The following is a 12,627-nucleotide window of genomic DNA, read 5'->3' on the forward strand; positions in this document are numbered from 1 at the left end:
CGTAGTGCGGTCAGAACCCGTACAGCGTCCTCTTCCAGATGGTCGACAGCGTCGCGACCGCGGCGGCGTCGTCGATCTGCAGGCCCAGCGCCGAGTTGCCGGCGACCACGGAGGTGAAGTTCTCGAACAGCAGCGCGATGGCCGCGGCGGTGTGCTGTGGATCCAGTCCGGTCCCGTATCCCTGCTCCTGGGCCTGTCGCACGGAGGCCGCCACGATGTCCATCCCGAACCGGCGGAACTCGTTCTGCACGTCGGCGAATCGCTGCTGCGACGCCGCGAGCTGCGACACCGCGATCATGATGCCGATGTTCTGTTTGAACATGTTCCAGTAGCCGGTCACCACCGCGGTGAAGAACTCGGAGTCCTCGGCGGAGGCCGGCAGTGGTATCTCGGCGCTGGACGGGGCCACGACGTCCCGTAGAAAGGATTCGGCCAGCGCCGCCAGCAGATCCTCCTTGTCGTCGAAGTACCGGTAGAACGCGGCCGACGATTTGCCTGCGGCCGAGGTGATCTCCGCGAGGGTGGTGCCGTGGAAACCCCGTTCGGCGAACAGCTTCCGGGCCGCCTGCTCGATCGCCAGCCGGGTCTGGCGACCCTTGCTGCTCAGCGTCGACGACTCGGGCGCCATGCTCAGCCGATGATCCGGTCACCCGCGCGCAGTAGCGCGCTCGGTAGTTCGTGGCCGACGACGTCGCGTGCGACGCCGGCGGCGGCGATCGCCGCGTCGAGGTCGACGTCCGTGTCGATCCCGCTGTCGCGCAACAGATACACCAGATCCTCGGTGGCGATGTTGCCGCTGGCACCGGGCGCGAAGGGGCAGCCTCCGAGCCCGCCGACGGACGCGTCGAGCCGGGTCACGCCGCTGCTCACGGCCGCGTACGCGCTGGCCAGGCCGGCGCCGCGGGTGTTGTGGAAATGCGCGCCCAGTGGCAGGTCACCGATGCGGGGACGCACCTGCGCGACGAGGTCGCTCACCCGCCGGGGGGTGGCGGTCCCGATCGTGTCGGCGATCGCCAGCCGGTCGACGCCGAATCCGACGGCGGCATCGACGATGGCGAGCACTCGCTGCGGTGGTGTGGGACCGTCGAACGGGCAGTCCCACGCGGTGGCGACGATGACCTCCACGGCGGCGCCGCCGTCGTGGGCGATGGCGGCGATGTCGCGGGTCTGCGCGGTCGCCGCCGCGCTGTCGCGGCCGACGTTGGCGCGGCTGTGCCCGTCCGCAGCCGAGACGACGTACTCGATGGAGCGCAGCCCGGCGGCGACGGCGCGCTTGGCCCCGTTCGGGCTGGCCACGAGCGCTGAGAATTCGACGTGATCGAAGCGCTGGAGTTCGGCGGCGAGCTCGGCCGCGTCGGCCAGCGCGGGCACCTTCGACGGTGAGACGAACGCGGTCGCCTCGACCTCGCGCACGCCGGTGGCCACCACCGCCTCCAGCAGCCTCAGCTTGGCCGAGAGCGGGACCGGGTCCTCGATCTGCAGCCCGTCGCGCAACGAGACCTCACGGATGTGCACCTTCTTCGGTAGCTCGGTCACAGCACCCCCTCGGCGCGCAGTTCCTCCAGCTCGGCCGCGGACTTGCCGAGCAGCTCGCCGTAGACCTCGTCGTTGTGCTGGCCGGGACGCGCCGATCCCGCGTTGCGGATGCCGCCGGGGGACTCCGACAGCACCGGCACCACACCCGGTCCCAGGACCGTCCTCTCGACGCGTTCATCCCAGTGTTCGGCGATCATCCCGCGGGCCCGCAGCTGCGGGTCCTCGACGACCTCGGCGACGGTGTTGATCGGCCCGGAGATCACCCCGGCCGCCGACAGCGTCTCGATGATGTCGCCGGGCGCCCGCTCGGCGGCCCACGCGCCGATGATCGCGTCCAGCTCGTCCTGGTTGCGGCCGCGGGCGAGGTGGGTGGCGAAGCGGTCGTCGGTCGCAAGTTCCGGCTGACCCATCGCCGCGCACAGCCGCCGGAACACCGTGTCCTGGTTGGCGGCGATGACGACCCAGCTGCCGTCGGCGGACTGGTAGATGTTGGACGGCGCGATCCCCTCCAGCCGGGTGCCCGACGGGCCGCGCACCACCCCGCCGACGTCGTAATCGGGGATCGTCGACTCCTGAACAGCGAGACAGGATTCCGTGAGCGCCGTGTCGACGATCTGGCCCTCGCCGGTGACGGTGCGCCGGTAGAGCGCGGCGAGCGCGCCCTGGGCGGCGAACATCCCGGCCAGGCTGTCGCCGAGCGACAGCGCCAGCCGCGGCGGTGGACCGCCGGGGAACCCGTTGAGGTGGCGCAGACCGCTGGACGCCTCAGCGACCGAGGCGTAGCCGGCGCGGTGGGCGTCAGGACCGGTCTGCCCGTAGCCGGACACCCGGACCAGAATGATGCCCCGATTGCGTTCGCGCAGCACGTCGTAACCGAGATCCCACTTCTCGAGCGTGCCCGGCCGAAAGTTCTCCACGATGATGTCGGTGCGCTCGACGAGGTCGAGGAACAGGTCGCGGCCGCGCGGGGTGCGCAGATCGAGCGTGATGGCCTTCTTGTTGCGGGCGTGCACCGTCCAGAAGAAGTGGTGGCCGTGGAGTTCGGCCTGCCCCCAGGTGCGCAACGGATCCGGCGCGGTGGGCAGTTCGATCTTGAGCACCTCGGCGCCCATGTCGCCGAGGAGCCGTCCGGCGAACGGGCCGGAGATCAGCGTTCCGAGTTCGATGACCCGGATACCGTCCAGCGCGCCTGTCATGCCACGTCCGTCGAGAACCCGTGCCGGTACAGCCAATCCGTACAGATGCCGACCGCCTCCCGCAGCGTCTCGCGCTGGTCAGGTCCGGAGTAATAGTGGTTGGCCCCGGAGATCTCGTGCATCTCCTTGTCCGAGTGGCCGATCGCCTCGAAGAGCCGGCGAGTGTGACTCGGCGTGCAGGCGTCGTCGGCCAGGTTGCCGATCACCAGCGCCGGCACCGCGATGTCCGGACCCGCCTTGACGGCGTCACCGTTGGCGTCGTCATAGCTCCACTGCGACAGCCAGCTGCGCAGCGTGCAGAAGCGGGCGAGCCCGACGGCGGAGTTGTTGACCACCTGTGGATCACCGAGGTAGCAGGTCCCCGGTGTGCGTTCGTTGGGATCGACGGTGGGATCGAGCCAGCGTGGGTCGGCCATGGTGCCGTGCACAACGAAGGCGAACTCGTCATCAGGACGGCCCTGTTCGGACAGATTGGCCAACTTTTCCTTGACCCAGGCCGTGATTCGCCGGTTCCGAGCGATCTGAGCGGCGCGGTAACGCTCGAGGAACTCCGGGGTGTAGGGCGGCTGGTTCGGATTGTCGGGGTTGTAGAGGTCGAGTTCGGGGTCCCGCCTGGTCGGGTCGGATTCGTCGATGATCGACGCGTCGAGCCACTCGGTCAGCGTGCCGTGTCGGCTGATGTGGGCGGCCAACAGCATGATGCCGTCGGCCGGAATCAGGCCGAGCGCCGTCAGGTCCGGACCGTCGCCGGACGGGCTGGCGGTCACCGTCGGGTGCTGGGCCTGCTGTTGATAGAACACCGACAGCGATCCGCCGCCACTCCAGCCGGCGAGCACCACCTTTTCGTACCCGAGCCGGTTCTTGGCGTCCTTGATCGCCTCGCCCAGATCCTCGACCACCTTCTCCATCAGCAGGGCCGAATCGGTGCCGCGGAACCGGCTGTTGCAGTAGATGACGTGGTGGCCGGCCTTGGCCAGCGCGTTCATCATCGGCAGATAGGCGCCGCCGCCGATCGGATGCATGAAGACCAGCACGGTGTCCGACGGCTTGTCGCGCGGTTTGAGCAGGTGGCTCTCGAGCACGACCAGTTCCGCGACGCCGCCGTAGACGTCGCGGACACCCGAGGTGTTCTGGTAGGCGACAAGATACGGAATCCGGTCGTAGTCGTATTTGATCGCAGCGCTCATCAGTGTTGTCTCTTCTTCGCGCGAGCGCTCATCAGTGTTGTCTCTTCTTCGCGCGAGCGCTCATCAGTGCTGCCCCAGATCGTTCGCCAGGATCTCCGGCGACGGCGTCAGCCGCCTGCGGGTGTCCACGGCGATCACCTGCCAATCCACCCGGGTGTGCTCGTCGAACTTGCGCCTCGCTCGCTCCCGCGCCTTCTCCGGCGCACCGTGGTGAACCCCTTGTGGCGCATGGGAGATGAGCCCGGGCGGCATCGGAATGCCGTAGAGCGAGCCGCCATGGAAGAACGCGATCTCGTCGTAGTCGACGTTGCGGTGATACCACGGGGTGCGCTCGGTGCCCGGCACCCCTTCGGCCGGCTTGGGCAGGAAGTTCATCACGTAAACGCCGGTGGCCTGCATGAACAGATGCGCCGTCGCGGGCAGGTGCACGCTGTCGGAGGTGATGACGTGGTAGTCGGCGATGTTGAACGTGAACGGAAAGTTGTCGCCCTGCCAGCCCTCCACGTCGAGTGGATGATGTTGGTAGAACAGCGACGTCGTGCCCACACCGTCGACGGGGGCGTGGTATAGCCGGACCTCGTACTCGCCGTCGACCTGCGGACCGATCCCGTCGTCGATCGGTTCGGGGTCAGGGATGACCACCTGCGACGGGTCGAACGGGAAGTGCCTGCCGAGTGCACCGGGCGGCGGCACCCGGAACTCGTCGGTGGCCTGGATCATCAGCCAGGTCGACTCGGTGTCGGGAATCTGGCGCCACGTACAGGCTTTCGGGATGTAGATCCAGTCGCCCTCGCGGTAGCGCAGTGGGCCGAACTCGGTCTCGATCAGCCCGGAACCTTTATGCGCGAACGACAGCAGGTCGCCGTCGATGTAGCGCGCGAAGAACGGCATCTCCTCGGTGCGCCGGGACAGCAGCACCAGACAGTCGGGGTTCGAGAACATCAGCAGCGGGGCACCGTGGGCGTCGGTCGCGTCGGACGGCTTGAGTTGGTCGCCGAGCACGTCGATCGGGCGCAGCGGACCGGCACTGCGGAAGGCTGTGGGGTCGTTGCGCCGATACATATTGGCGGTGCGGCCGGTGAAGCCGCCGCGGCCGAGTTCGTCGTCCTTCTGCCCATTCAGGTCGGCGTGCGGCCGCTTCGGTGTCGTGCCTTTACGCAGGTGCACGAATGATTCCATCGTTGTCTCCCATGACGTCTCGACGGGTGGTGCGGCAGGTAACTGAAACTGACGTTACTTTTATATTCGATCGCGCACAAGGGCACTATTCTCGATCCGGCTGCCGGTTCGGACGGAAGGATCGAGGGTGGATTTCGCGGAGAGGGTGCAGCGCGCCATTCGGGTGACCGCCGAGATCAGTGCCATTCCGTACGCGGATCAAGATGCCATCCGCGAGGGCTGGCGCGAACTCACGGGACAGACCGTCGACGAGGCCTTCCACCTCATCCCGCCGGTCTACTCCGACCACGGAATCAACATCCGGGTCGGCACGAATGTTTTCGTCAACCAGAACTGCCGTTTCAACGACATCGGTGGGATCGACATCGGAGACGATGTCATGCTCGGTCCGAGCGTCAGCCTGATCAGCTCGGGGCATCCCCTCGGCCCGGCAGAGCGGCGACGAGGCATCACCTCGGCGCCGATCAGAGTCGGACGGAACGTCTGGATCGGGGCGTCGGCGCTGATCATGCAGGGTGTCACAGTGGGTGCTGACGCCGTCGTCGGCGCCGGTGCCGTCGTCACCCGCGACGTGCCCGCGCGAACGCTGGTAGCCGGCGTGCCTGCAAGGGTGATCAAGGCGATCGACTGACCGCAGGGCCGCGCCTGCGATCGGCTTCTCAACCGTGTGCGTCGCCGTGTCGGGCAGGCTCGCGAGGCCCCCTCCTCACACCATCGAGAACGGCGGGATCGTCGCGCCGATCGCCAGGGCGCCGGCCAATTCGCGACCGGTGTCGTAGTCGAAGATGACGTGGCCGGCGAGGACGTCGACGTCGCGACGGAACCGTTGCAGCGGACTCGTCACGAAGTGGGCGCTCGCGCCCGACGCGGCGAGCAGCAGCCCGATCACCGCACGCGATTCGTGCACGATGTGCGCCGCCGCCATCCGCGCCTCCGCGCGCACCCGGCGTGGTACCCGACCCTCCGAGACTGCTGAGGCGACCGCGTCGACGGTGTGCTCGAGCAGGCCGTGCAGTGCGCGCAGTCGTACGTTGGCCTCGCCCAGCCGCGCCTGGGCCAGCGGCTTGTCCTTCTGCCGGACGCCCTCGTAGGCAAGTACGCGTTCGCCGAGGCGCTCGGCGTAGATCTCGGCGACCCGTTCGGCGCTGCCGAGCGCGGGCATCGCCGCCAGCAGCGCCAGCGCCGGAACCATCGGCCAGCGGTATGTCGGCGCATCGTGCAACGCGGCGCCCGGGGCGGTGCCGCCATAGATCTCGGTGACCCGCACCAGGCGGTGCTCGGGGACGAAGGCGTCCTCGACGACCACGTCGTTGGATCCCGTCGCCCGCATCCCGTCGGTGTGCCATACGTCGTCGACGACGACCTCGGACATCGGCAGGAGCGCCAGGGCGGGGTAGATGTCGTCGTCGGGACCGCACAGCGCACCGACCATGATCCAGTTGCCGTGCGTGACCCCGGTGGCCCAGGACCAGCGCCCGCTCAGCCGCACCCCGCCGTGTTCCGGGCGGCCGCGACCGGTGGGGGCCAGCGGCGCCGGCGCCAGGAACGGCCGCTCCGCGAAGGCCTCCTCCTGTGCCTGCGCAGGGAACAGCGCCAGCATCCAGTTGTGCAGCGTGTAGAAGCCGATGGTCCACGCACTCGACGCGCACCCGTGCGCCATCGCTCTGATCGGGTCGAGGATCGCGGGGAAGTCGGCCTGCCGGCCGCCGTACCGGGCGGGCACGAGCAGATCGGTGAAACCGGAGGCGACGAGATCGTCGACGGTGCCTTGGGGAAGTCGGCGCAGGGCCTCGGCCTCCGGCGCCCGCTCGGCGAGGGCAGCCACGAATTCGGCGGACGGAACGGCGTGCCTGGCATCCGAGGCGGTCATGCCGCCGGAAGTTACCATACTTTTTAGTATGGAAATCAGTGCCGCAGCATCAACTCGAGGAACCGCTCGAGACGGGTGGCCTGCGCACCCGAGGGCGGCTGCGCGGACAGGTGGATGAACCCCACCCCGGCGGCGAAGATGGCGTCGGCGCGCAACCCCGCGTCCGCGACGTCCAACCCGTCCTCGACCAGCGCCCGGCGCATCGCGCGCACCAGCGCGCGGTCGGCGGTTCTCAGCCGCTCCGCGACCGCCTCGTCGGCGCGCGCCCACTCCCGCATCGCGCGCTCCATGGTCCAGTGGCGGGCGCCGATCAATTCGGCGGTCATGTTCGCCAACCGCTGCCGGGGCGGTAGATCGGCCATCGCAGCGAAGCGACGACGGTCGTCGTCGCGGAGCCGGTCCCAGGTCGCCACCAGCGCCGCCCGATACGCGGGCATGTCTTCGAAGTGCCAGTAGAAACTGCCCTTCGTCACGCCGAGTCGCGCGCACAACCGGTCCAGCTTCAGCGCGGCCAGACCCTCCTCGGCCACCACCGCATAACCCTGCTGGATCCAGTCGTCGACCGACAACCGGCCGGGGCCGGCGGAGCGGGGACGGGGCATGGCCTCCGAGGTTAGTGCCGAGTGCGGTCCGCCCGCGTCCGGTCCCAACTGCGCAAATGGGGTTTTCTCAGTTGAACGGGCGTGTTTTACTCGACAGCGCAACAACGAAGAGCTCTCTCGGTCCGCTCACCTGCCGAACTCATCAGTTGGGCGGCGCCATATCGCAGCAGGGACTGCTGCGGTGCGGCGGTCGTCCGCGGGGGTAGGAGCGTGTCAAACACAAACCGAAGATGGATGGATTCCCACCTATGACCTTTGTTGACAAGATCCGGGGCCGTTGGGCCCGCCGGCTCACCATCACCGCGGTCGTCGCAGCGATGCTGCCCGGCCTGATCGGTCTGACCGGGGTGTCGGCCACCGCCGGCGCGTTCTCCCGGCCGGGTCTGCCGGTCGAGTATCTGATGGTGCCGTCGCCGGGGATGGGGCGCGACATCAAGGTGCAGTTCCAGAGCGGCGGACCGGGCTCACCCGCGGTCTACCTGCTCGACGGACTGCGCGCACGTGACGACTTCAACGGCTGGGACATCGAGACGCAGGCCTTCGAGTGGTACCTGGACTCCGGTCTGTCGATCGTCATGCCGGTCGGCGGCCAGTCCAGCTTCTACACCGACTGGTACGCACCGGCGTGCGGTAACACCGGCTGCCAGACCTACAAGTGGGAGACGTTCCTGACCTCCGAGTTGCCGAACTGGCTGGCGGCCAACCGTGACGTCAAACCGACCGGCAGTGCGGCCGTCGGTCTGTCGATGGCCGGGTCGGCGTCGCTGATCCTGTCGATCTATCACCCGCAGCAGTTCATCTATGCCGCTTCGCTGTCCGGCTTCCTGAACCTGTCCGAGGGCTGGTGGCCCACGCTGGTCGGCTTCGCGATGGGCGATGCGGGTGGCTACAAGGCCGACGCGATGTGGGGGCCGGGCGGCAGCGAGGCGTGGCTGCGCAACGATCCGATGGTCAACATCGACAAGATCGTCGCCAACGGCACCCGCATCTGGGTGTACTGCGGCAGCGGCAAGCCCGGTGAGCTGGGCGGGGCGGGTCTGCCCCAGGAATTCCTGGAGAGCCTCACGCTGCGCACCAACATCACCTTCCAGGAGCGCTACATCGCCGCCGGTGGCCAGAACGGGGTGTTCAACTTCCCGGCCGGTGGTACGCACACCTGGATCTACTGGGGTCAGCAGCTCCAGCAGATGAAGCCGGACCTGCAGCGCGTGCTGCTGGGCTGAGCCGGATCCGTTCCAGCGCGGAACCCCCGCACGCCGAGGTGGCGTCGCGGGGGTTTCGCGTCTCCAGGAAGGCGGTATGACTGCGTCATGACTTCCGTCAACGCTCTCGTGGCACATCAGGACTCCGAAGGCTCCATCACCCTGAACCCCGAAGTGGTCGACGAGACCTTCCTGCCTGAAGGTGACGTCACCATCACCGTGGAGTACTCCGGTATCAACTATAAGGACGCGCTGGCCGTCACGCCGAAAGGCGGTGTCGCTCAGGGGTATCCGTTGATCCCCGGCATCGACGCGGCCGGCACCGTGGTGGCGAGTTCGTCGCCGGACTTCGCCGAGGGGGACCGCGTGGTGGCCCACGGCTACGACATCGGCACCGGGCGTCACGGCGGCTACGCCGACCGGGCGCGATTCCCGGCCGAATACGTGGTCAAACTCGACGGCCTGACGACGGCCGAGGCCGCGGCGATCGGCACGGCCGGCTTCACCGCCGCCATGAGCGTCGACGCGATCCGGGCCAACGGCATCCGGCCTCAGGACGGCCCGATCCTGGTCACGGGGGCGACCGGCGGCGTCGGCAGCATCAGCGTCGATATCCTCGCCGGCCTCGGCTACGAGGTCATCGCCTCGACGGGTAAGGCCGAGGCCCACGACTACCTGATGGCCATCGGCGCCTACCAGGTGATCGGGCGGCTGCCCGCCGAGGGGGAGAAGCTGCGGCCGCTGGGCAGCTCGAAGTGGGCGGCCGTGGTGGACAGCGTCGGCGGCGACACCCTGGCCTACGCGTTGAGCACCATGAACTACGGCGGCGTCGCGGCGATCTCGGGTCTGGCCCGCTCACCGCAGTTGCCCACCACGGTGCTGCCGTTCATCCTGCGCGGCGTCACGATGGCCGGTATCGATTCGGTGCAGCTGCCGATCGCGCGTCGCCGAGAACTGTGGGCGTCGATCGGCGCCGACCTCAAGCCGGTCCACCTCGACGTCATCACCCGCGATGTGCCCGTGCTCGACGCCCCGAAGACGTTGAGCAGGATCATCGGGGGCGGCGTCACCGGCCGCACCCGCGTCGCGGTGCAGGGCGGGTTCTGACGGGCTACTTGAGTTCGGCGGAGGTCAGGCCCAGCAGGCGCCGGGCCACCACCAGCTGCTGGATCTGCTGTGTGCCCTCGAAGATGTCGAGGATCTTGCTGTCGCGGGCCCACTTCTCCAGCAGCGTCTGTTCGGAATAGCCTGCGGTCCCGGCCAACTCGACGGCCTTGAGCGTGATGTCGCTGCCCACCCGGGCGGTCTTGGCCTTGGCCATCGACGCCTCTTTGGAGTTCGGAATGGCGTTGTCGGCCTGCCACGCCGAGCGGACCGTCAGCAGATAACCGGCCTCCCAGTCCGCCTCCATGCGCAGGAACTCCGCGGCCGCTGCGCTCTGGGCGTGGGCGGGCTTGTCGTAGGAGATCTCGATACCGGCATCGGTGAGGATCTTGCGCAGTTCCTCCAGGGCGGCGCGGGCTACGCCCACGGCCATCGCCGCCACGATGGGCCGGGTGTTGTCGAAGGTCTCCATGACCCCCGCGAAACCCTTCTCGACGTGGATCTCCGGATCGCCGAGCAGGTTGTCCTTCGGGATGCGGACGTTGTCGAAGCGGATCGCCGCGGTGTCGGAGGCTTTGATCCCGAGTTTGTGCTCGAGCCGTTCGACGATGACGCCCGGATGGTCGCGCGGCACGATGAACGACTTGATCGCGGCGCGGCCCAGCGACTTGTCCAGCGTCGCCCAGACGACGATGTGGCTGGCGCGGGAGCCGGCGGTGACGTAGATCTTCTCGCCGTTGATGACGTATTCGTCCCCGTCGAGTTTGGCGGTGGTCGACACCGCGGCGGAGTCCGACCCGAAGCCGGGCTCGGTGATCGCCATCGCCGCCCACACTTTGCCGAGCCGTTGCAGTTGCTCGTCGGTGGCCACCCCGGAGATCGCGGCGTTGCCGAGCCCCTGGTAGGGCACCGACAGCAGCAGCGCGACATCGCCCCAGCTGATCTCGAGCGCGTTGAGCAGGGCGGACATGTTGGCGCCGTTGATGTTTCCCTTCGGGCCGTCCTCGTCGTCCCGGAACGCCTCCGCCCCGGCGAACGAGATGGTCTTGGCCGCGGAGATTCCCTCGAAAAGGCTGGCGAGGGTGTCGAGTTCGACGGGGTAGGCGTGTTCGGCCTTGTCGTACTTGCGGGAGATCGGGCGCAACATCTCCGCGGCGCCCTGGTGCCCCTTCTCGATGACGGCCTGCAACTTGCGTGGCATTTCGAGATTGATTGCCATATCGGGTGTTCCGTTCCAGTTCGGTTCGGTATGTGGCTCAGATCAGGACGCTCAGATGAGGACGCTCAGATGAGGACAACGCCCTCGGCGACGCCGATGGCTCGCAGATCGCGGTACCAGCGCTCGACGGGGTGCTCCTTGGTGAAGCCGTGGCCGCCGAGCAGTTGAACGCCGTCGAGGCCGATCTGCATGCCCTTGTCGCTGCCGAGCCGCTTGGCCAGCGCGGCCTCGCGGGCGAAAGGCAGGCCCTGCTCGGCGCGGGAGGCGCCGCGCCAGGTGATCAGGCGCAGCCCGTCGAGCTCGATGGCGATGTTGGCGCACATGAAGGCGACCGACTGCCGGTGGGCGATCGGCTCGCCGAACGCCTCGCGCTCCTTGACGTAGGGCACGACGTAGTCCAGCACCGCGTGCGAGGTGCCGACGGCCAGCGCGGCCCAGCCCAGCCGGGACAACGCGATCGCCTCCGAGTAATTCTGAGCGTGCTCCGCCTCGGAGGCACCGTCCTCGCCCAGCCGGTTGTGCAGCGGGACCGCGACATTGGTGAGCTCCACGCGGCCGATCGCCGCCCCCCGCACACCCATGCTCGGATCGGTCTGGACGCTGACGCCCTCGGTGGCGGATTCGACGATGAACAGCGCCGGCCTGCCGTTGAGCATGGCGCCGACGATGAACAGTTCGGCTTCGGTGGCGGCGGGCACCAGCGATTTGACGCCGGTGAGCCGGTAGCCGCCCGGCGTGCGCACCGCGGTCGTCTGCAGGGCGGTCGGATCGAACAGCGGATGCGGTTCGGCGATCGCGACGCAGCCCTGCGGGACCTTGTCGCCGGCGAACTCCCGCAGATAGGTGGCCTGCTGGTCGGCGCTGCCCCAGTGGGTCAGCGCGGCGGCCACTCCGCCGGGGGCCAGGATCGGCAGCGCGAGCCCCATGTCGCCGTAGCCGAGCGCCTCGGCGACCAGTGCGTTGGTCACCGTGGAACGGTGTTCGGCGATGCCGTCGAAGTCCTCGGGGATGTTGATCGCGGTGATGCCGAGTTCGGCGGCCTTGCCGATGAGGTCTGGGGGGTAGGTCGCGGCATCGTCGGCCTCGCGCGCGGCGGGCCGCAGGACTTCCTCGGCGAACTCCTTGACCGTCTCGACGATCATCTTCTGGTCGTCGTCGGGCGTCAGATCGAAGTAGTCCGCACCGCTGGGCTTCAGCCGCGCCGGGGGCTTGCCCACGCCCTGGATCCGCTTGAACTGCCGGCTCGACGCGCCCGCTGCGGAGAAGGCGTGCTTGATGCCGTGCTTCAGGCCGCGGTTGAGCGGATCCCGCAGGTTGTACCGGTCGAGGAACTCCTGCCCGACCAGCGGGGTGAGCAGCGCCAACCCGACGTCGGTCGCGGTCCGGCGGTGTCGCTGCAGGCCCACGGCGCTCTCCCTGCCGGTTCGCCTCGGCCGGGTGTCTTTTCCGTTGTTGGACGACAGGATGTCGGTCATGTCAGCAGCCTCACGTGGTTGGGGGGCGATGACTCTGACCGTATCTTACTCCAGAGT

General features: G+C 68.4%; 12 protein-coding genes. 3 read left to right on the top strand and 9 right to left on the bottom strand.

The features are described 5' to 3' along the window. Positions 1 to 10: 10 nt before the first annotated feature. From A5757_RS10775 to A5757_RS10795, 5 genes are all read right to left on the bottom strand, one after another. Positions 11 to 628, bottom strand: coding sequence for a TetR/AcrR family transcriptional regulator (locus A5757_RS10775; protein ID WP_066833125.1), 618 nt, complete (start codon positions 626 to 628; stop codon positions 11 to 13). A gap of 2 nt (positions 629 to 630) precedes the next feature. Further along, positions 631 to 1,536: a hydroxymethylglutaryl-CoA lyase gene (locus tag A5757_RS10780; protein WP_066833126.1), complete on the bottom strand. Its 906-nt coding sequence runs from the start codon at positions 1,534 to 1,536 to the stop codon at positions 631 to 633. After that, positions 1,533 to 2,732 carry a CaiB/BaiF CoA-transferase family protein gene (locus A5757_RS10785; RefSeq protein WP_066833127.1) on the bottom strand — a complete coding sequence of 400 codons (1,200 nt, stop codon included), beginning with the start codon at positions 2,730 to 2,732 and terminating at the stop codon, positions 1,533 to 1,535. The genes A5757_RS10780 and A5757_RS10785 overlap by 4 nt, the downstream gene beginning before the upstream one ends. Further along, positions 2,729 to 3,919, bottom strand: a complete 1,191-nt coding sequence (locus A5757_RS10790) for an alpha/beta hydrolase (protein WP_066833128.1) — start codon at positions 3,917 to 3,919, stop codon at positions 2,729 to 2,731. The genes A5757_RS10785 and A5757_RS10790 overlap by 4 nt, the downstream gene beginning before the upstream one ends. A 63-nt stretch (positions 3,920 to 3,982) precedes the next feature. Continuing rightward, positions 3,983 to 5,098 carry a homogentisate 1,2-dioxygenase gene (locus A5757_RS10795; RefSeq protein WP_066833129.1) on the bottom strand — a complete coding sequence of 372 codons (1,116 nt, stop codon included), beginning with the start codon at positions 5,096 to 5,098 and terminating at the stop codon, positions 3,983 to 3,985. A 127-nt stretch (positions 5,099 to 5,225) separates the two neighbouring features. Here A5757_RS10795 and A5757_RS23950 point away from each other — a divergent pair, with 127 nt between their 5' ends. After that, positions 5,226 to 5,729, top strand: coding sequence for a DapH/DapD/GlmU-related protein (locus A5757_RS23950; RefSeq protein WP_304440363.1), 504 nt, complete (start codon positions 5,226 to 5,228; stop codon positions 5,727 to 5,729). Between the two features lie 75 nt (positions 5,730 to 5,804). On the opposite strand, the gene A5757_RS10805 is transcribed toward A5757_RS23950, so the two are convergent. Together A5757_RS10805 and A5757_RS10810 are read right to left on the bottom strand one after the other, a co-directional pair. Then, on the bottom strand, positions 5,805 to 6,968 hold the full coding sequence (locus A5757_RS10805; RefSeq protein ID WP_066833130.1) for an acyl-CoA dehydrogenase family protein: 1,164 nt from the start codon (positions 6,966 to 6,968) through the stop codon (positions 5,805 to 5,807). Positions 6,969 to 7,003: 35 nt separating this feature from the next. Then, the gene (locus A5757_RS10810; RefSeq protein WP_066833131.1) at positions 7,004 to 7,570 is read right to left on the bottom strand and encodes a TetR/AcrR family transcriptional regulator; all 567 of its coding nucleotides are present in this window, start codon (positions 7,568 to 7,570) and stop codon (positions 7,004 to 7,006) included. A 248-nt stretch (positions 7,571 to 7,818) separates the two neighbouring features. Between A5757_RS10810 and A5757_RS10815 the strand changes: the two genes are divergently transcribed. Both A5757_RS10815 and A5757_RS10820 read left to right on the top strand, forming a co-directional pair. After that, entirely contained in the window at positions 7,819 to 8,793 is a 975-nt protein-coding gene (locus A5757_RS10815; protein WP_066833132.1) for an esterase family protein, read from the top strand. Between the two features lie 87 nt (positions 8,794 to 8,880). Further along, positions 8,881 to 9,879, top strand: a complete 999-nt coding sequence (locus tag A5757_RS10820; protein WP_066833133.1) for an acryloyl-CoA reductase — start codon at positions 8,881 to 8,883, stop codon at positions 9,877 to 9,879. 4 nt (positions 9,880 to 9,883) lie between these two features. On the opposite strand, the gene A5757_RS10825 is transcribed toward A5757_RS10820, so the two are convergent. Beyond that, positions 9,884 to 11,095, bottom strand: coding sequence for an acyl-CoA dehydrogenase family protein (locus tag A5757_RS10825; protein ID WP_066833134.1), 1,212 nt, complete (start codon positions 11,093 to 11,095; stop codon positions 9,884 to 9,886). A 65-nt stretch (positions 11,096 to 11,160) separates the two neighbouring features. After that, the gene (locus A5757_RS10830; protein WP_066833135.1) at positions 11,161 to 12,570 is read right to left on the bottom strand and encodes an acyl-CoA dehydrogenase family protein; all 1,410 of its coding nucleotides are present in this window, start codon (positions 12,568 to 12,570) and stop codon (positions 11,161 to 11,163) included. Positions 12,571 to 12,627: the final 57 nt, after the last annotated feature.

Origin of the sequence: Mycobacterium sp. 852013-51886_SCH5428379 (genome assembly GCF_001665575.1) — a bacterium.
Lineage (GTDB): Bacteria > Actinomycetota > Actinomycetes > Mycobacteriales > Mycobacteriaceae > Mycobacterium.